Below are 19,021 nucleotides of genomic sequence, written 5' to 3'. Positions count from 1 at the left end.
ATCCGCGAAAGGAAAAAACGAAAGGCCGGCATTTTACGCGCAAAGCGTCCGCCGCCCTACCCCGAACGTCAGTCCATGGCGACCGGCAGCCATGAGCGAAGCCCAGGCGCTCATGACGGCGCTCCACCAGGAACTGCTCAGGGCCCAGTCCAGCCTGTCGGAGTACGAGTTGCTGCAGGCCTTGCGCCGGGCGGGATCACCGCTGATCCCGCCGCGCCCGGTGACCGACAACTACGAACTCTTCCGCCTGCACTTCCGCGTCTTCAACGCCCTCTATCGACTGCGCGATCAACTCCGCGCCGAGCAGCGCGCCGAACTGGTCATCAGCGCCCTGCGCATCGAATTGCGCCCCTATCTGCGCGCCCGTGCCGGGCTGGTGGTGGCCGATCCGCTACGCGCCTACTACCTCGATGTCACCCAGCTGGAGACCACCACCCCGGAAGACGTGGCCAACCTGCTCAATCACTTTTGGGCACTGGTCAACGGTGAGTCCGAACTGCTGGAGGCCCTGCGCCTGCTGGGACTCGATCGCTCGGCGGACTATGGCCAGATCCGCCGCCGCTATCGCCAGCTCGCCAGCCGTCATCACCCCGATCACGGTGGCAGCACCGGCCGACTGCAGGCCATCAATGCCGCCATGGATACGCTGAGGCGGCACTACGGCCACCAGCCGACCGCGGACGCTAGGGCGCAGGCACAGGCTTCGGCATAATCACCCGCCTCGCCAGAGGTTGCCCATGCCTGAACAACTCACAGCCCGGGTCGAAGACTGCTATCGGCAGGCCGAGGCCTTCTTCAAACGCCGCTTCCCTCGCCCCGAGGTCAGCCTGGCCCTGCGTGGCCAGCGCGCCGGCGTCGCCCATCTCACCGAGAATCGGCTGAGATTCAACCGGCAGCTCTATCAGGAAAATCGCGCCCACTTCCTCGAGCAGACCGTCGCCCACGAGGTGGCGCATCTGGTGGCGCATCAGCTGTTCGGTGGCGGCATCCGCCCCCATGGCGAGGAGTGGCAGCTGATCATGCGCGGGGTCTATGGCCTGCCGCCGGATCGCTGCCATACCTACGAATTGCCGCAACGGGCACGCACCCTGTACCTGTATCGCTGCAACTGCCCCGACGGCCGCTTCGAATTCACCGCCCAGCGTCACGCGCTGGTGCGCAAGGGACGGCGCTATCTGTGCCGGCGCTGCCGCGGTCCGCTGGACTTCACCCAGGAAGTCATCCGCGGCTGATCCTGCCGGCCCCGATCCGGGTCCCGGCAGGCAGGCTGCGAAAGCCCTCAGCCCTGGGCGAAGACTTCGTCGAACAGGTTGTGCATCGCCAGGAAGGCGCGTTTGGCCACCACCGGGTGGTACTGCTGCTTGCCCGGATTGTTGGCTTCGGGATCGGTGAAGGAATGCACCGCGCCACCATAGCTCAGCAGTTGCCAGTCCACCTGGGCGGCATCCATCTCCTGGCGGAAACCAGTGAGTTGCTCGTCCGGCACCAGCGGATCGGAGGCGCCGTGCAGCACCAGCACCGGGCCGGTGATCCGGTCGGCATCGGCCGGGTTGGGCGTATCCAGATTGGCGTGGAAGGTCACCACGGCGCTCAGCGCCGCGCCGTCACGGGCCAGTTCAAGCGCCGCGCAGCCACCAAAGCAGAAGCCGATGGCGGCGATCTGATGGACATCCACCGCCGCCGTCTCGGCCTGGGCGACCAGGGCCGCATAGGCCGCCTGCATGCGCTGGCGCAGCAGCGCGCGATCGCCGCGGATCGGCGTCATGGCCGCCAGGGCTTCGTCGGCGTTTTGCGGACGCACGTTGCGACCATAGAAATCCACCACCAGGTAGGCCAGGCCGTCGGCCTCGGCCAGGCCCTTGGCCTGCTCGACGGCGCCATGGGATACCCCCATCCAGTTGGGCGCCAGGAGCACGCCCGGGCGGGTGGGATTGCCGCTGGTGGCATACACCAGCTGGCTCTCGAACGGCTGGCCATCGATTTCGTAGGCGACGGGTTTTACAGTGACTTCGACCATGGGGTCCTCCAGAAGGTGGATAGAAAGAAGCCCGCCGAGGCGGGCTTCTTCGTTGTTAAGCGGACAATTCCACCAGCAGTTTGTTTAACCGGCGGACATAGGCGGCGGGATCCTTGAGGCTGTCGCCCGCGGCCAGCGCTGCCTGATCGAACAGGATGTGCGACAGGTCGGCGAAGCGGTCCTCGTCGGGCTCGCCATCGAGTTTCTCGATCAGCGGGTGCTGCGGATTGATCTCGAAGATCGGCTTGGAATCCGGGGCCTTCTGGCCGCTGGCTTCCAGGATCCGGCGCATCTGCAAGCCGAGGTCCTGCTCGCCGATGGCCAGGATCGCCGGCGAATCGGTCAGGCGATGGGAAACGCGGACTTCGCTGACCTGGGCCTCCAGGGCCTGCTTGAGGCGCTCGACCAGGCCTTCCTTGGTCTTGGCGACCTCTTCCTGGGCCTGCTTGTCTTCTTCGCTGTCCAGCTTGCCGAGATCCAGATCGCCACGGGCGACGTCGACGAAATGCTTGCCGTCGAATTCGGTGAGATAGCTCATCAGCCACTCGTCGATGCGATCGGTCAGCAGCAGCACCTCGACACCCTTCTTGCGGAAGACTTCCAGGTGCGGGCTGTTCTTGATCTGCGCGTGGCTCTCGCCGGTCAGGTAGTAGATCTTATCCTGACCGTCCTTCATCCGGCCGATGTAGTCGGCCAGGGACACGTTCTGGGCATCGTCGCCGTTGTGGGTCGAGGCGAAACGCAGCAGACCGGCGATCTTCTCGCGATTGGCGAAGTCTTCCGCCGGACCTTCCTTGAGCACCTGGCCGAAGTGGCCCCAGAACGACTGGTACTTCTCCGGCTCGCTCTTGGCCAGCTTCTCCAGCATGTCCAGCACGCGCTTGGTCAGCGCCGACTTCATGGAGTCGATCACCGGATCCTTCTGCAGGATCTCGCGGGAGACGTTGAGCGACAGGTCGTTGGAATCCACCACACCCTTGATGAATCTCAGGTACAGCGGCAGGAACTGGTCGGCCTGGTCCATGATGAAGACGCGCTGCACATAGAGCTTGAGGCCCTTGGGCGCTTCGCGCTGGTAGAGATCGAAGGGTGCGCGGGCCGGCACGTACAGCAGCGAGGTGTATTCGAGCTTGCCCTCGACCTTGTTGTGGCTCCAGGTCAGGGGATTCTCGAAGTCATGGCCGACGTGCTTGTAGAACTCCTGGTAGTCCTCGTCCTTGAGTTCGGTACGCGGACGAGTCCAGAGCGCGCTGGCGCGGTTGACGGTTTCCCACTCGGCTGCGGCCGGCTGCTCGTCCTCGCCACCCTGCTGCTCCTTGGGCAGCTCGATGGGCAGGCCGATGTGGTCGGAATACTTCTTGACCACGTTGCGCAGGCGCCAGCCATCGGCGAATTCGATTTCCTCGGGCTTGAGGTGCAGCACGATACGGGTACCGCGCTCGGGCTTGTCGATGGTCGCGACCTCGAACTCCCCTTCCCCCTTGGACGACCAATGCACGCCCTCGGCGGCCGGCTGGCCGGCGCGACGGGTGTAGACATCCACCTGGTCGGCGACGATGAAGGCCGAATAGAAGCCCACGCCGAATTGACCGATGAGGTTGGAATCCTTCTTCTGGTCACCGCTGAGATTCTTCAGGAAATCGGCGGTGCCGGACTTGGCGATGGTGCCGAGGTGAGCGATCACCTCTTCGCGGCTCATGCCGATGCCATTGTCTTCGAGGGTGACCGTGCCGGCCTCCTTGTCGAAGCTCAGGCGAATCTTCAGCGTATCCCCGCCTTCGAGCAGGTCGGGCTTGGACAGGGCCTCGAATCTGAGCTTGTCGGCCGCGTCGGAGGCGTTGGAAATCAATTCGCGCAGGAAGATTTCCTTGTTGGAATACAGCGAGTGAATCATCAGGTGAAGCAGCTGCTTCACTTCGGTCTGGAAGCCTAGGGTTTCCTTTTGAGTCTCCACACTCATGCTACGAACTCCGCTATCGATAGGTACGCACCAGATGCCTGGCGATGTCGCGGAGATGGGGGCGCGCGGTGACATTTCAACCTTGGCGCGCTCGGTTCGCGATGCAGGTAGGAATTTGCGCGATGCTGGAGCTAGACGCGGAACTTAACTTTTAACGGTGCGTTCGAACGGCTGTCGTGTAGTTCATAAGGAGAAAACACATGAAAAAGCCCTTTGCCATCGCCCTGCTCTTCACTGCCGCCTTCGGCCTCGCCGCCTGTGACAAGCCTTCCGAAAACAAGGCTCAGGATGCTGCCAAGACCGAACAGAAAGCCCAGGAAAACCTGAACAAAGCCGCTGAGCAGAGCAACAAGGCTGCCGAGCAGCGCAACGAAGCTGCCAACGAAGCTGCCAAGGAGCAATCCAAAGGCGAAGCCACCTCGGTGAGCCCGGCTACCGGGACCACCAACGGCACCGCGCCGGCTACCCAGCCCAAGCCGTAAGCCGATCGGATATGAAAAAAGCCCGCTGCTGCGGGCTTTTTTGTGGGCGACCGATTCAGGAGCGCGAAGGATCCGGCTCGGCTTCACTCTCGGGCGCGCGCCCGCCACGTCTCAGACTTTCCAGGACGAGGGCGGCAAGACCCACCACCACGGCCGGCAACAGCCAGCCCAGGCCTGAGTCGGCCAGCGGCAGCCACTGCACGGCACCACTCAGATAGGGCACCGTCAGGTGCGCGGCCTGCAGGCCATCGAGGATACCGAAGGCCAGGGCCACCAGTAGCACCGGGCCGAGGATGCGCCCGGGCGCCGCCCAGCGGGCGGTAAAGAAGCTCAGCACCACCAGGGCGATGCAGGGCGGATAGATGGCGGTGAGGATCGGCACCGAGATCTGGATCAGCTGCGTCAGCCCCAGGTTGGATACCAGCAGCGAGAAGGCCGCCAGCAGGACCACCAGACTGCGATAGCTGAATGGCAGGAATTCGCTGAAGAACTCCGCGCAGGCGCAGGTCAGGCCCACCGCCGTGACCAGACAGGCTAGGGTGATCAGCACCGCCAGGAAGTCGCTGCCGACGCTGCCGAAGGTATGCTGCACATAGGCATGCAGCACCTCGGCGCCATTGCTGGCATGGGGTACCAGCACCCCGCTGCCGGCGCCGAGCTGGAACAGACTCAGGTAGACCAGCACCAGCCCGACGCCGGCGATCAGACCGGCGATGATGGTGTAGCGCGTCAGCAGCTGCGGCGCGGTCACGCCCCGGGCACGAATGGCGTTGACGATGACGATGCCGAACACCAGGGCGCCCAGGGTATCCATGGTCAGGTAGCCGTTGACGAAGCCCTGGGACAGCGCCCGCGAGGCGTAGTCCGGCGCCGCCGTGACAGGTCCGCCCGCCGGCCAGAACAGCGCCGCACCGCCCAGTACCGCCAGCGCCAGGATCTTCAGCGGACCGAGAAAGCGCCCCACGGTGTCGAGCAGGCGTCCCGGATAGAGCGAGACCACCAGCACCACCAGGAAGTAGGCCAGGCTGTAGAGGAACAGCGGGATCGGACCATTGCCCAGCAGCGGCGCAACGCCGACCTCGAAGGACACCGTGGCGGTGCGCGGCGTGGCGAACAGCGGACCCACCGACAGGTAGCAGACGATTGCCAGGGTGCGGGCGGCGGTCTGGCCGAGCGGCTTGCTCAGGGCGTCCATGCCACCGCCGACTCGCGCCAGGGCGATCAGCGTCAGCACCGGCAGGCCGACCGCGGTCAGCAGAAAGCCCAGGGCGGCGCTCCAGACGTGCTCGCCCGCCTGCAGGCCGACGATCGGGGGAAAGATGATGTTGCCCGCGCCGACGAACAACGCGAACGTCATGAATCCAAGGGCCAGGATATCCCGGCTTTGCAAAGCTTTCATGGAAGGCAGTACCAGCAATGAGGAAAACGAGGCAGCCCGCCCTCATGGGAGCAGGTCTTGGTGGGGCCACGGTGTGGCCGTTGGAGCGGAAGGTTGCCATCCTAACGAATTACCGGCGAAAAGGCAGCCGGCAGCTGATGAGGCGTCATCGCAGCGCCCATGAAAAAGGCCGCCCGAAGGCGGCCTTTTTACAGTCAGTCAGGCTCAGGCCTTCTTGACTTCCCAACCGGTCAGCTCGGCCAGGGCCTTGCCGATGTCGGCCAGGGAACGCACGGTCTTCACACCGGCGTCCTGCAGGGCGGCGAACTTCTCGTCCGCAGTGCCCTTGCCGCCGGAGATGATGGCGCCGGCGTGGCCCATGCGCTTGCCGGGCGGTGCGGTGACACCGGCGATGTAGGACACCACCGGCTTGGTCACGTTGGCCTTGATGAAGGCCGCGGCCTCTTCTTCAGCGCTACCGCCGATCTCGCCGATCATCACGATGGCTTCGGTCTGCGGATCTTCCTGGAACAGCTTCAGGATATCGATGAAGTTCGAGCCCGGGATGGGGTCGCCGCCGATGCCCACGCAGGTGGACTGGCCGAAGCCGGCGTCGGTGGTCTGCTTCACGGCTTCATAGGTCAGGGTGCCGGAACGCGACACGATACCGACCTTGCCCGGCAGGTGGATGTGACCGGGCATGATGCCGATCTTGCACTCGCCGGGGGTGATGACGCCGGGGCAGTTCGGGCCGATCAGGCGTACGCCCAGCTCGTCGCACTTCACCTTGGCATCCAGCATGTCGAGGGTGGGGATACCCTCGGTGATGCAGACGATCAGCTTGATGCCGCCGAAGGCCGCTTCCAGGATGGAGTCCTTGCAGAAGGGAGCCGGAACGTAGATCACCGAAGCATCGGCGCCGGTGGCTTCCACGGCTTCCTTGACGGTGTTGAACACCGGCAGGCCGAGGTGGGTGGAGCCGCCCTTGCCGGGGGTCACGCCGCCGACCATCTGGGTGCCGTAGGCGATGGCCTGTTCGGAGTGGAAGGTACCCTGGCTACCGGTGAAGCCCTGGCAGATGACCTTGGTGTCTTTGTTGATCAGGACGCTCATTACTTACCCTCCGCGGCCTTGACGACCTGCTGGGCAGCGTCGGTCAGGCTGGTTGCCGCGATGATGTTCAGGCCGCTTTCGGCCAGGACCTTGGCACCGAGTTCGGCGTTGTTGCCTTCCAGGCGAACCACGACCGGCACCTTCACGCCGACTTCCTTCACGGCACCGATGATGCCTTCGGCGATCATGTCGCAGCGCACGATGCCGCCGAAGATGTTCACCAGAACGGCCTTCACGTTGCTGTCGGACAGGATGATCTTGAACGCTTCGGTCACGCGCTCTTTGGTCGCGCCGCCGCCAACGTCCAGGAAGTTGGCCGGCTTGCCGCCGTGCAGGTTGACGATGTCCATGGTACCCATGGCCAGACCGGCACCGTTGACCATGCAGCCGATGCTGCCTTCCAGGGCCACGTAGTTCAGTTCCCACTTCTGCGCATGGGCTTCACGGGCGTCGTCCTGCGACGGGTCGTGGAAGGCGCGCAGCTTGGGCTGACGGTAGATGGCGTTGCTGTCGATGTTGATCTTGGCATCCAGGCAGTGCAGGTTGCCGTCCTTCTTGATCACCAGCGGGTTCACTTCCAGCAGGGCCAGATCGTAGTCCTGGAACAGCTTGGCCAGACCGACGAAGATCTGGGTGAACTGCTTGATCTGGTCACCTTTCAGGCCCAGCTGGAAGGCCAGGTCGCGACCCTGGTAGGGCTGAGCGCCCACCAGCGGATCGATGGTGGCCTTGAGAATCTTTTCCGGAGTGTCGTGAGCGACCTTCTCGATGTCCACGCCACCTTCGGTGGACGCCATGAACACGATGCGGCGGCTGGAACGATCGACCACGGCGCCCAGATAGAGCTCCTTGTCGATGTCGGTGCAGGATTCGACCAGGATCTTGCTGACCGGCTGACCGTTGGCGTCGGTCTGGTAGGTCACCAGACGCTGGCCCAGCCACTTGGCGGCGAATTCCTTGGCTTCTTCCTTGCTCTTGACCAGCTTCACGCCACCGGCCTTGCCACGGCCACCGGCATGTACCTGGGCCTTGACGACCCACTCGTCGCCGCCGATACGGCCGCAAGCCTCGTAGGCCTCCTGGGGGGTGTCGACAGCGTAGCCTTTGGAAACGGGCAGGCCGTATTCAGCGAACAGCTGCTTACCCTGATACTCGTGGAGATTCATGCTTGTCTACCGTCTTCGTTGGGTATTGCGCATTAGACGCTGTGCGTTATCCGTGCCGTCCTCCGGACGGTCGCGGGCACCGCGCCACCTGTGACCCCTGCCCTCGCAAGGGTCCGAGGCGCCTTCCTGCGGTGGAGCCCTCAGGGCCCCACGGCGGTCGGCGACCCCGTGGTTCCGTAAATCTCTTACCGCTTCTTGCGATTCACTGCGTGGATCGCATGACCGTTCACCGCCAGGGCCGCTTCGTGCAGCGCCTCGGACAGCGTCGGGTGCGAGAACACCATCATGCCCAGGTCTTCGGCGCTGGTGCCGAACTCCATGGCGATGGCGCCTTGCTGCACCAGCTCTGCCGCGCTCGGGCCGACCACATGGACGCCCAGGACGCGATCGGTCTTGGCATCGGCCACGACCTTGACGAAGCCGGCGGTGTCGTTGGCCGCCAGGGCACGACCGCTGACCGCGAAGGGGAAGGTGCCGACGTTGACTTCGACGCCTTCGGCCTTCAGGGCCTGTTCGGTCTTGCCGACCCACGCGATTTCCGGGTGGGTGTAGATCACCGAGGGGACCAGATCGTAGTTCATCTGGGCCTTGTGACCGGCGATGCGCTCGGCGACCATCACGCCCTCTTCCGAGGCCTTGTGGGCCAGCATCAGACCGCGAACGCAGTCACCGATGGCGAACACGCCCGGCACGCTGGTGGCGCAATGGTCGTCGACGTAGATGTAGCCACGCTCGTCGCTTTCCACGCCGCTGTCGGAGGCCAGCAGGTCGGTGGTGACCGGACGACGGCCCACGGCGACGATCAGACGATCGAAGGTGATCTGCTTTTCTTCACCGGCTTCGGTGTAGTGCACGGTGACTTCTTCGCCGTTGACCTGGGAACCGGTCACGCGCGCACCCATGCGGATGTTCAGACCCTGCTTGGAGAGGATCTTGTAGGCTTCCTTGGACACCTGCTCATCGGCGGCGACCAGGAACTTGTCCAGGGCTTCCAGCACGGTGACTTCGGCGCCCAGGCGGGCCCAGACCGAACCCAGTTCCAGACCGATGACGCCGGCACCGATCACGCCCAGACGCTTGGGCACGCTCTGGAATTCCAAGGCGCCGGTGGAATCGACGATGACCTTCTGGTCCACCGGAGCCGGCGGGATGTCGATGGGACGCGAGCCGGACGCCAGGATGACGTTCTCGGCCTCGACCACCTGGACGTTGCCGTCCAGACCGGTGACTTCGACCTTCTTGCCGGACAGCAGCTTGCCGTTGCCTTCCAGCAGGGTCACGCCGTTCGCCTTGAACAGGGTGGCCACGCCGCCGGTGAGGTTCTTCACGATCTGGTCCTTGCGGCCGATCATGGTGGGCACGTCGATGGTGACGTTCGGCGCGTCGATGCCGTGGACCTTAAAGCCCTCGTGGGCCTCATGGTACTTGTAGGAGCTGTCCAGCAGCGCCTTGGAGGGAATGCAACCCACGTTCAGGCAGGTGCCGCCCAGGGCGACCTTGCCTTCCTTGCCCTTGTAGCGCTCGACACAGGCCGTCTTCAGACCGAGCTGCGCGGCGCGGATGGCGGCCACGTAGCCACCAGGGCCGGCGCCGATCACCACTACGTCGAATTTGTCGCTCATACACTAATCCCCTTGGAGCAGCTTCAGGCAGGAAAACTTGAAGCGGTGCGCGGCCCCTGCCCCGCACCGCGAGAGCCGGATCAGATGTCCAGCAGCAGACGAGCCGGGTCTTCCAGCAGGTCCTTCATGGTGACCAGGAAGGTCACGGCTTCCTTGCCATCGATCAGGCGATGGTCGTAGGACAGCGCAAGATACATCATCGGCAGGATCACTACCTGGCCGTTCACCGCCATGGGGCGTTCCTGGATCTTGTGCATGCCCAGGATCGCAGTCTGCGGCGGGTTGACGATGGGGGTGGACAGCAGCGAACCGAAGACACCACCGTTGGAGATGGTGAAGGTGCCACCCTGCATGTCTTCCATGGTCAGCTTGCCGGCCTTGGCCTTCTTGCCGAAGTCGGCGATGGTGCCTTCCACTTCCGCCAGGCTCATGAACTCGGCGTTGCGCAGCACCGGAACCACCAGGCCACGGTCGCTGGATACGGCCACGCCGATGTCCTGATAGCCGTGGTAGACGATGTCGTTGCCGTCGATGGAGGCGTTGACGCCCGGCTGACGCTTGAGCGCCTCGGTGGCGGCCTTGACGAAGAAGGACATGAAGCCCAGGCGCACGCCGTTGTGCTTCTTCTCGAACATGTCCTTGTACTTGGAGCGCAGGTCCATGATCGGCTTCATGTTGACCTCGTTGAAGGTCGTCAGCATGGCCATGCTGGACTGGGCTTCGACCAGGCGCTCGGCGACCTTGGCCCGCAGGCGGGTCATGGGCACGCGCTTCTCGGTGCGGTCGCCAGCGGCGGTCACCACCGGAGCGGCAGCGGCAGCGGGCTTGGCAGCCGGAGCGGCGGCGCCGGACTTCTTGGCCTCGACGGCAGCGACGGCGTCTTCCTTGGTGATGCGACCGCCCTTGCCGGTGCCGACCAGGGTAGCCGGGTCGATCCCGTTCTCTTCGGCGATCTTGCGCGCGGCGGGGGCCAGGATCGGATCCTCTTCACCACCGGCAGCCGGGGCGGCGGCCGGAGCGCTGGCAGCGGCCGGCTGGGCAGCCGGAGCAGCGGCGGCAGCGGCGCCCTCTTCCACGCGAGCGATGACTTCTTCGCTCAGCACGGTATCGCCTTCGTTCTTCAGGATTTCGGCCAGCACGCCATCGGCAGGTGCCACGACTTCCAGCACGACCTTGTCGGTCTCGATGTCGACCAGCAGTTCGTCACGCTTGACCGCTTCGCCGGGCTTCTTGTGCCAGGTGGCGACGGTGCCGTCAGCGACCGATTCCGGGAAGGTAGGGGCTTTGATCTCGATAGCCATTCTATGAATTTCCTTAGTGATCTCTAGTAGTCGCGTGGCGAATCAAACGGAGAAAGCATCTTGCAGCAGTTTTTCCTGCTGCTCGGCGTGCATGGAGGCATAGCCGCAGGCCGGCGCGGCGGACGCATCGCGACCGGCGTATTCCAGACCCAGGCCCTGCTTGTAACCGGACACGGCGCGGCGCATGTGATGCTGGCTGCAGTACCAGGCGCCCTGGTTCATCGGCTCTTCCTGGCACCAGACCACGCGCTCCAGGTTCGGATAGCCGGCCAGTACCTCGGCCAGGTCGTCCTCCGGGAACGGATAGAGCTGCTCCAGACGCACGATGGCGATGTCCTGGCGATTCTCGCTGCGGCGCTTTTCCAGCAGGTCGTAGTAGACCTTGCCGCTACACAGCACCAGGCGCTTCACCTGCTGGGCATCGAGCTGATCCAGTTCGTTGATCACGGTCTGGAAGGAGCCATGGGCCAGGTCTTCCAGAGTCGAAATGGCCAGCTTGTGGCGCAGCAGCGACTTGGGCGTGAGCACCACCAGCGGCTTGCGCAGCGGGCGGATCACCTGGCGACGCAGCAGGTGGTAGATCTGTGCCGGCGTGGTGGGTACGCAGACCTGGATGTTCTGCTCGGCGCACAGCTGCAGGTAACGCTCCAGACGAGCCGAGGAGTGCTCCGGACCCTGGCCTTCGTAGCCATGGGGCAGCAGCATGGTCAGGCCGCAGAGACGACCCCACTTGATCTCGCCGCTGGTGATGAACTGGTCGATGACGACCTGGGCACCGTTGGCGAAGTCACCGAACTGGGCTTCCCAGACCACCAGCGCATTGGGCGTGGTGGTGGCATAGCCGTATTCGAAGCCCAGCACCGCTTCCTCGGAAAGGAAGGAATCGTAGATCTCGAACGACGGCTGATCCTCGGCCAGGTGCTGCAGGGGCACGTAGGGAACGGCGTCCTTCTGGTTGTGCAGCACCGCGTGACGGTGCGAGAAGGTGCCACGACCGACGTCCTGACCGGTGATGCGGATCGGATGGCCTTCGTGCAGCAGGGTGGCGTAGGCCATGGTCTCGGCGAAGCCCCAGTTCAGCGGCAGGCCGCCGGCGGTCATCTTCTGCCGATCCTCGAGGATCTTGCCGACCTGACGCTGGACCACGACCCCTTCCGGAATCTGCAGCAGCTTGTTGGCCAGGTCCTGCAGGGTCTTGAGGTCGAAGCCGGTGTCGTGACGCGCGGTCCAGGCATGGCCCAGGTAGGGCTTCCAGTCGACGAACAGGTCGCGATTGGGTTCCTTGACCAGGCTGGCCACCACGTGGCGACCCTCGTCGAGGGCGCCGCGATAGGCTTCGAACTGCGCCTGGACCTGCTCGGCGGTAACGACGCCGGCCTGGGTCAGGGCATCCGCATAGAGATCGCGGGTGGTGCGCTGCTTGGCGATCTGCTGGTACATCAGCGGCTGGGTGCCGCTCGGCTCGTCGGCCTCGTTGTGGCCGCGACGGCGGTAGCAGACCAGGTCGATGACGATGTCACGCTTGAACTGCATGCGGTAGTCGACCGCCAGCTGGGTGACGAACAGCACCGCCTCGGGATCGTCGCCGTTCACGTGGAAGATCGGCGCCTGGATCATCTTGGCGACGTCGGTGGCGTACTCGGTGGAGCGCGCATCTTCCTGGCGGTTGGTGGTGAAGCCCACCTGGTTGTTGATGACGATGTGCAGGGTACCGCCGGTCTTGTAGGCCCGGGTCTGCGACATCTGGAAGGTTTCCATGACCACGCCCTGGCCGGCGAAGGCGGCGTCGCCGTGGATGGCCACGGGTACGACCTTGTCGCCGGTGCGATCGCCGCGGCGATCCTGGCGGGCACGGACCGAACCTTCCACCACCGGAGAGACGATCTCCAGGTGCGAGGGGTTGAACGCCAGCGCCAGGTGGACTTCGCCGCCCTGGGTCATGACGTTGGAGGAGAAGCCCTGGTGGTACTTGACGTCACCGGAGCCCAGCTCGACGAGCTTCTTGCCTTCGAACTCGTCGAACAGATCGCGCGGGTTCTTGCCCAGGGTGTTGACCAGCACGTTCAGGCGGCCACGGTGGGCCATGCCGATCACCAGCTCCTTGACGCCATAGGAACCGGAACGCTGGATGATCTCGTCGATCAGCGGAATCAGGCTCTCGCCCCCTTCCAGACCAAAACGCTTGGTGCCCGGGTACTTGGTGCCCAGGTACTTTTCCAGGCCCTCGGCGGCGGTCAGGCGCTCCAGCAGATGGGTGCGGACTTCAGGCGAATATTGCGGGCGGCCACGGACGCTTTCCAGGCGCTGCAGGAACCAGCGGCGCTCCTCGGAATCGACGATGTGCATGAACTCCGCACCAACCGTGCGGCAATATGTCTCTTGCAGCGCATCCCTGATTTCGCGGAGAGTTGCCTCCTCTTTGCCGATGAACAATTCACCGGTACGGAAGGTGGTATCCAGATCGGCGTCGGTCAACCCATAGTGGTTGAGCAGCAGATCGGCAGGTGGCTGACGCTTCCACAGACCCAGGGGGTCGAGCTGGGCAGCCTGATGGCCCTGCAGACGGAACGCCTGGATCAGACGCAGGACTTCGACCTGCTTCTTCTCGTGTTCGGAACTGACGGTACCGGCCGAGACCGGTTGAGCTCGCCGCTGGTTCTTGCCCAACAGCACGAAATGGTCGCGGATCGCGGAATGCGCGACGTCCGGCGAATTGCCAGTGACCGCAGGCAGCTTCTGGAAGTAGGTGCGCCACTCTTCCGGCACAGCGTTGGCATCGTGCAGAAACAGCTCATAGAGCTCTTCCACATAGGCAGCGTTACTGCCGGACAGGTGAGCGCTGTCCCACAGTTGCTGCATCTGACTTTCGTGCATCTAGTTCACCCCTTCGGCAGAGATAGCATCAGCCGATGACCCGTCTCGACGCGAGACCTGGCCTCACTACGGCTGCGCCAATGCCCGGATCGTGTTCCGGGTATCCCTGAATGGACATTGGTTGAATCAAGCTATCAAGGTCGCTAACGAACCCGCCCGGCACAACAGGCCGGGCGGGACGTGGATCAGGTACCGCTCTGCAGCAGCATCGCCCGCACATGGCCGATGGCCTTGGTCGGGTTCAGCCCCTTGGGACAGACCGCCACGCAGTTCATGATCGACCGGCAGCGGAACACGCTGAAAGGATCGTCCATGGCGGCGAGGCGCTCCTGGGTCTTGGTGTCACGGCTGTCGGCCAGGAAGCGATAGGCCTGCAGCAGCGCAGCGGGGCCGAGGAACTTGTCGGGGTTCCACCAGAAGGACGGGCAGGACGTCGAGCAGCAGGCGCAGAGAATGCACTCGTACAGACCGTCGATCTTCTCGCGGTCTTCCGGGCTCTGCAGGCGCTCGATGGCCGGGGCCGGGGTCTCGTTCTGCAGGAACGGCTTCACCTTCTCGTACTGCTTGTAGAAGATGCTCATGTCGACGACCAGGTCACGGATGACCGGCAGGCCGGGCAGCGGACGCACGACCAGCTTGTCGTTCTTGACCACGGCCGACAGCGGCGTGATGCACGCCAGGCCGTTCTTGCCGTTTATGTTCATGCCGTCGGAACCGCACACGCCTTCGCGGCAGGAACGACGGTAGGAGAAGCCTTCATCCTGCTCTTTGATCAGAGCCAGGACGTCCAGCACCATGAGGTCCTTCCCACCGGTATCGACCTGGAACTCCTGCATGGACGGCAGGCCGTCCTGATCCGGGTTGTAACGATAAACGCTGACTTTCAACATGGTGGTCACCTTTAGTAAGTCCGAACCTTGGGTTCGAACATCGGTACGGTCTTGGGCGCGAAGTTGACTCCACGCTTACTGACCCGCTTTTCACCGGGGAAATAGAGGGTGTGGCACAGCCAGTTCTCGTCGTCACGCTCTTCGAAGTCTTCACGGGCGTGAGCACCACGAGACTCCTTGCGGTTTTCGGCGGCGATGGCGGTCGCTTCGGCCACTTCCAGCAGGTTCTGCAACTCGAGCGCTTCGATACGGGCGGTGTTGAAGCCCTGGCTCTTGTCGTTGATCTTGACCTTGGCGATGCGCTCACGCAGGTCGGCGAGCTCGGCGATGCCCTTCTGCATGTACTCGCCGGTGCGGAACACCCCGAAGTAGTTCTGCATGCAGGTCTGCAGTTGCTTGCGCAGGCTGGCGACGTCTTCACCGGTGGTGCGCTCGTTGACGCCGGACAGGCGCTGCAGCGAGGCTTCCAGGTCGCTTTCCGAAGCACCGCGGTGCTCGATGCCTTCCTTGAGCGCCTTCTCCAAGTGCAGACCAGCCGCACGCCCGAAGACCACCAGGTCCAGCAGCGAGTTGCCACCCAGACGGTTGGCACCATGCACGGACACGCAGGCCACTTCGCCCACGGCGAACAGGCCTTCGATGATCTTGTCGTTGCCGTTGGCGTCCTGAGTGATGGCCTGGCCATGAATGTTGGTGGCGATGCCGCCCATCATATAGTGGCAGGTGGGGATCACGGGCACCGGTGCGACGACCGGATCGACGTGAGCGAAGGTCTTGGACAGTTCGCAGATGCCGGGCAGACGGCTGTGCAGCACGTCTTCACCCAGGTGGTCCAGCTTCAGCAGCACGTGGTCGCCGTCCGGACCGCAACCGTTGCCGGCCAGCACTTCCTTGACCATGGAACGGGCGACCACGTCGCGGCCGGCCAGGTCCTTGGCGTTGGGCGCATAGCGCTCCATGAAGCGTTCGCCGTGCTTGTTGATCAGATAGCCACCCTCACCACGGCAACCCTCGGTGACCAGTACCCCGGCGCCGGCGATGCCGGTGGGGTGGAACTGCCACATCTCGATGTCCTGCACCGGCACGCCGGCGCGCAGCGCCATGCCGACACCGTCACCGGTGTTGATCAGGGCGTTGGTGGTGGAGGCATAGATACGACCCGCACCGCCGGTGGCCAGCACGGTGGCCTTGGACTTGACGTAGACGGTCTCACCGGTCTCGATGCAGATGGCGATGACGCCGACCACGACGCCGTCCTGGTTCTTCACCAGATCCACGGCGTACCACTCGTTGAGGAATACCGTGTTGTTCTTCAGGTTGCCCTGATAAAGGGTGTGCAGCAGGGCGTGACCGGTCCGGTCGGCCGCGGCGCAGGTACGCGCGGCCTGACCGCCCTTGCCGTAGTCCTTGGACTGACCGCCGAAGGGACGCTGATAGATGCGGCCCTGCTCGGTGCGGGAGAACGGCAGACCCATGTGCTCGAGCTCGAAGACCGCTTCCGGGCCTACGGAGCACATGTATTCGATGGCGTCCTGGTCACCGATGTAGTCCGACCCCTTGACGGTGTCGTACATGTGCCAGCGCCAGTCGTCGTTCGGGTCGGCCGAGGCGATGGCGCAGGTGATGCCGCCCTGGGCGGACACGGTGTGGGAACGGGTCGGGAAGACCTTGGTGATCACTGCGGTCTTGTGACCGGACTGGGCCAGTTGCAGCGCAGCGCGCATACCGGCGCCGCCGCCACCTACGATGATGGCATCAAACGAAATATGACGAATTGTGGACATAGATCAAACACCCCAGAAGATCTGCACGCCCCAGACGAAGAACGCGAACATCGCGAACCCGCATACCGCCTGGAAGAGGAAACGCACGGCGGTAGCACCCTTGCCGATCGCCATGGTGGTCAGGTAGTCGGTGGAGATGGTCCACATACCAACCCAGGCATGAACGCAGATGGACACCAGCGCCAGCAGGCTGAAGATGCGCATCAGGGTGTGGGAGAACAGGCCGTGCCATTGCTCGAAGGTGAGCCCTGGGTGAAGGATCAGGTAGCCGATGATAAAGAGGAAGTAGACCGCGAGGACGACTGCCGAGACCCGTTGAGCCATCCAGTCATAGAGACCGGAACGCGAAAGATTGGTGACGTTGGTTACCATACCCAAACCCCTGCCAGAATGATCAGAACTGCGGAAATGACCAGCACGAGCTGCGCACCCAGCTTGCCGCCCTGCAGGGTTTCGCCGGCGCCACCATCCATGATCAGGTGCCGAATGCCGGCGACCAGGTGGTAGAGCAATGCAGACAGCAGACCCCAGATCACGAGCTTGACCAGCGGATAGGCCAGAAAAGCTTTCACTTGGCCGAAGCCTTCCGGGCTACCCAGCGACAGGTGCAGGCCATAGAGCATGACTGCGATGCCGAGGAACAGGATGACGCCGGAGATACGGTGAAGAATCGAGGTATAAGCTGTGATAGGTAGTTTGATGGTCCTGAGATCTAGGTTTACAGGTCGTTTGCTATTCACGGCTTCTTTCACACTGAGGGCCCAATTGCGGTCGGGCTAGTTATAGGAGATTCCACATCTGCTACACGCTTCCTGTCGGAGGCGTCTCGACCGCTCGGCATCAGCTCGCCGACCCGGTACGGTCGGGCGAGAATTATAGACAGTTAGCCTACTCATGACAAACGCGGATGCCCGATTCCGACGTCGCCAGCTGATATTCAGAAGCCTGCGTGTTAATGTCTTTTCGCCGCACAATCCGCCCAGAAAGAGCCTTTAGGGTGATATTTTCGTAAATTGACTTTCAAATTTATCCCTCTATAGTGGGCGAGGCCCTGAGTGGAGGGTTTATTGATGATTTCAAAGCAAAATAAGGAGGCCTAATGGCTGACAAGAAAGCGCAGTTGATCATCTCGGGAGCGGATCCGGTTGACCTGCCCGTTATGTCCGGCACCCTTGGCCCGGACGTGATCGATGTTCGCAACCTCACCTCCACTGGTGTGTTCACCTTCGACCCGGGCTTCATGTCCACCGCCTCGTGCGAGTCCAAGATCACCTATATCGATGGTGACAAGGGCATCCTCCTGCACCGCGGCTACCCGATCGAGCAATTGGCGGAGAAATCCGACTACCTCGAGACCTGTTACCTGCTGCTCAAGGGTGAATTGCCGAACGCGCAAGAGAAGGCGCAGTTCGTGGACACCATCAAGAACCACACCATGGTTCACGAGCAATTGAAGAACTTCTTCAACGGCTTCCGTCGCGATGCGCACCCCATGGCCATCATGTGCGGCGTGGTCGGCGCCCTGTCGGCCTTCTACCACGACTCCCTGGACATCACCGATCCGCAGCACCGCGAGATTTCGGCGATGCGCCTGATCGCCAAGATGCCGACCCTGGCAGCCATGGTGCACAAGTACTCCATGGGTCAGCCGATGATGTATCCCCGCAACAACCTGGGATACTCGGAAAACTTCCTGCACATGATGTTCAACACCCCGTGCGAGGAGAAACCCATCAGCCCGGTGCTGGCCCGCGCCATGGATCGCATCTTCATCCTGCATGCCGACCATGAGCAGAACGCCTCCACCTCCACCGTCCGCCTGGCCGGCTCTTCCGGTGCCAACCCCTTCGCCTGTATCGCCGCCGGCATCGCCGCCCTCTGGGGTCCGGCGCACGGGGGTGCCAACGAAGCCGTACTGAAGATGCTGGACGAGATCGGCGATGTCGCCAACATCGACAAGTTCGTGGCCAAGGCCAAGGACAAGAACGATCCGTTCAAGCTGATGGGCTTCGGCCATCGCGTCTACAAGAACTTCGATCCGCGCGCCACGGTGATGAAGCAGACCTGCGACGAAGTCCTGGCCGAGCTGGGCATCAACGATCCGCAACTGGAACTGGCCATGCGCCTGGAAGAACTGGCCCGCAAGGACCCCTACTTCGTCGAGCGCAACCTCTATCCGAACGTGGACTTCTATTCCGGCATCATCCTCAAGGCGATCGGCATTCCGACCAGCATGTTCACCGTGATCTTCGCCATGGCGCGGACCGTCGGCTGGATCTCGCACTGGCAGGAAATGCTGTCCGGTCCCTACAAGATCGGCCGGCCGCGTCAGCTGTACACCGGCGTCGCCCAGCGCGACATCCCGGACGATCGCGGCTGATCGATCCGCCAGGAAGAACCCCGCCTCGGCGGGGTTTTTTTATGCCTGCAGCAC

16 protein-coding genes are annotated in these 19,021 nt (G+C 63.3%); 4 read left to right on the top strand and 12 right to left on the bottom strand.

What is annotated here, in order from left to right; translation table 11 throughout:
* Positions 1-91 precede the first annotated feature (91 nt).
* Both DBY63_RS04525 and DBY63_RS04520 read left to right on the top strand, forming a co-directional pair.
* Positions 92-712: a DNA-J related domain-containing protein gene (locus tag DBY63_RS04525; RefSeq protein WP_108581355.1), complete on the top strand. Its 621-nt coding sequence runs from the start codon at positions 92-94 to the stop codon at positions 710-712.
* Between the two features lie 19 nt (positions 713-731).
* The gene (locus tag DBY63_RS04520; protein WP_255211827.1) at positions 732-1,232 is read left to right on the top strand and encodes a SprT family zinc-dependent metalloprotease; all 501 of its coding nucleotides are present in this window, start codon (positions 732-734) and stop codon (positions 1,230-1,232) included.
* A 47-nt stretch (positions 1,233-1,279) separates the two neighbouring features.
* Here the strand turns inward: DBY63_RS04520 and DBY63_RS04515 are convergent, their stop codons facing one another.
* Together DBY63_RS04515 and htpG are read right to left on the bottom strand one after the other, a co-directional pair.
* Positions 1,280-2,017 (bottom strand): dienelactone hydrolase family protein, encoded by a 738-nt coding sequence (locus DBY63_RS04515; protein ID WP_108581354.1) that lies wholly within the window; start codon positions 2,015-2,017, stop codon positions 1,280-1,282.
* Positions 2,018-2,072: 55 nt separating this feature from the next.
* The gene (gene htpG, locus DBY63_RS04510; protein ID WP_108581353.1) at positions 2,073-3,977 is read right to left on the bottom strand and encodes a molecular chaperone HtpG; all 1,905 of its coding nucleotides are present in this window, start codon (positions 3,975-3,977) and stop codon (positions 2,073-2,075) included.
* A 200-nt stretch (positions 3,978-4,177) separates the two neighbouring features.
* On the opposite strand from htpG, the gene DBY63_RS04505 reads away from it, so the two are divergent.
* Positions 4,178-4,459 (top strand): hypothetical protein, encoded by a 282-nt coding sequence (locus DBY63_RS04505; protein ID WP_027596949.1) that lies wholly within the window; start codon positions 4,178-4,180, stop codon positions 4,457-4,459.
* 55 nt (positions 4,460-4,514) lie between these two features.
* Here DBY63_RS04505 and brnQ read toward each other — a convergent pair whose 3' ends face one another.
* From brnQ to sdhC, 10 genes are all read right to left on the bottom strand, one after another.
* On the bottom strand, positions 4,515-5,858 hold the full coding sequence (gene brnQ, locus DBY63_RS04500; protein WP_108581352.1) for a branched-chain amino acid transport system II carrier protein: 1,344 nt from the start codon (positions 5,856-5,858) through the stop codon (positions 4,515-4,517).
* A 204-nt stretch (positions 5,859-6,062) separates the two neighbouring features.
* Positions 6,063-6,950, bottom strand: coding sequence for a succinate--CoA ligase subunit alpha (gene sucD, locus DBY63_RS04495; RefSeq protein WP_027596951.1), 888 nt, complete (start codon positions 6,948-6,950; stop codon positions 6,063-6,065).
* The gene (gene sucC / locus DBY63_RS04490; protein WP_007159249.1) at positions 6,950-8,116 is read right to left on the bottom strand and encodes an ADP-forming succinate--CoA ligase subunit beta; all 1,167 of its coding nucleotides are present in this window, start codon (positions 8,114-8,116) and stop codon (positions 6,950-6,952) included. Before sucC ends, sucD begins: the two co-directional genes overlap by 1 nt.
* A gap of 185 nt (positions 8,117-8,301) precedes the next feature.
* Positions 8,302-9,738 (bottom strand): dihydrolipoyl dehydrogenase, encoded by a 1,437-nt coding sequence (lpdA, locus tag DBY63_RS04485; RefSeq protein WP_007159250.1) that lies wholly within the window; start codon positions 9,736-9,738, stop codon positions 8,302-8,304.
* Between the two features lie 80 nt (positions 9,739-9,818).
* Positions 9,819-11,039 carry a 2-oxoglutarate dehydrogenase complex dihydrolipoyllysine-residue succinyltransferase gene (gene odhB, locus DBY63_RS04480; protein WP_007159251.1) on the bottom strand — a complete coding sequence of 407 codons (1,221 nt, stop codon included), beginning with the start codon at positions 11,037-11,039 and terminating at the stop codon, positions 9,819-9,821.
* A 42-nt stretch (positions 11,040-11,081) separates the two neighbouring features.
* The gene (locus tag DBY63_RS04475; protein ID WP_027596953.1) at positions 11,082-13,913 is read right to left on the bottom strand and encodes a 2-oxoglutarate dehydrogenase E1 component; all 2,832 of its coding nucleotides are present in this window, start codon (positions 13,911-13,913) and stop codon (positions 11,082-11,084) included.
* A gap of 185 nt (positions 13,914-14,098) precedes the next feature.
* Positions 14,099-14,803 carry a succinate dehydrogenase iron-sulfur subunit gene (locus DBY63_RS04470; protein WP_007159253.1) on the bottom strand — a complete coding sequence of 235 codons (705 nt, stop codon included), beginning with the start codon at positions 14,801-14,803 and terminating at the stop codon, positions 14,099-14,101.
* Positions 14,804-14,814: 11 nt separating this feature from the next.
* Entirely contained in the window at positions 14,815-16,587 is a 1,773-nt protein-coding gene (sdhA, locus tag DBY63_RS04465) for a succinate dehydrogenase flavoprotein subunit (protein WP_027596954.1), read from the bottom strand.
* A gap of 3 nt (positions 16,588-16,590) precedes the next feature.
* Positions 16,591-16,959, bottom strand: coding sequence for a succinate dehydrogenase, hydrophobic membrane anchor protein (gene sdhD / locus DBY63_RS04460; protein ID WP_027596955.1), 369 nt, complete (start codon positions 16,957-16,959; stop codon positions 16,591-16,593).
* The gene (gene sdhC, locus DBY63_RS04455) at positions 16,953-17,339 is read right to left on the bottom strand and encodes a succinate dehydrogenase, cytochrome b556 subunit (protein ID WP_026083585.1); all 387 of its coding nucleotides are present in this window, start codon (positions 17,337-17,339) and stop codon (positions 16,953-16,955) included. The genes sdhD and sdhC overlap by 7 nt, the downstream gene beginning before the upstream one ends.
* A 347-nt stretch (positions 17,340-17,686) precedes the next feature.
* On the opposite strand from sdhC, the gene gltA reads away from it, so the two are divergent.
* Positions 17,687-18,967 (top strand): citrate synthase, encoded by a 1,281-nt coding sequence (gltA, locus tag DBY63_RS04450; protein ID WP_027596956.1) that lies wholly within the window; start codon positions 17,687-17,689, stop codon positions 18,965-18,967.
* The last annotated feature ends 54 nt before the right edge of the window (positions 18,968-19,021 follow it).

Origin of the sequence: Pseudomonas sp. RIT411 (assembly GCF_003057735.2) — a bacterium.
In the GTDB taxonomy this organism is placed as follows: Bacteria; Pseudomonadota; Gammaproteobacteria; order Pseudomonadales; family Pseudomonadaceae; genus Chryseomonas; species Chryseomonas oryzihabitans.
This window is presented reverse-complemented; position numbering and strand designations above follow the sequence as displayed.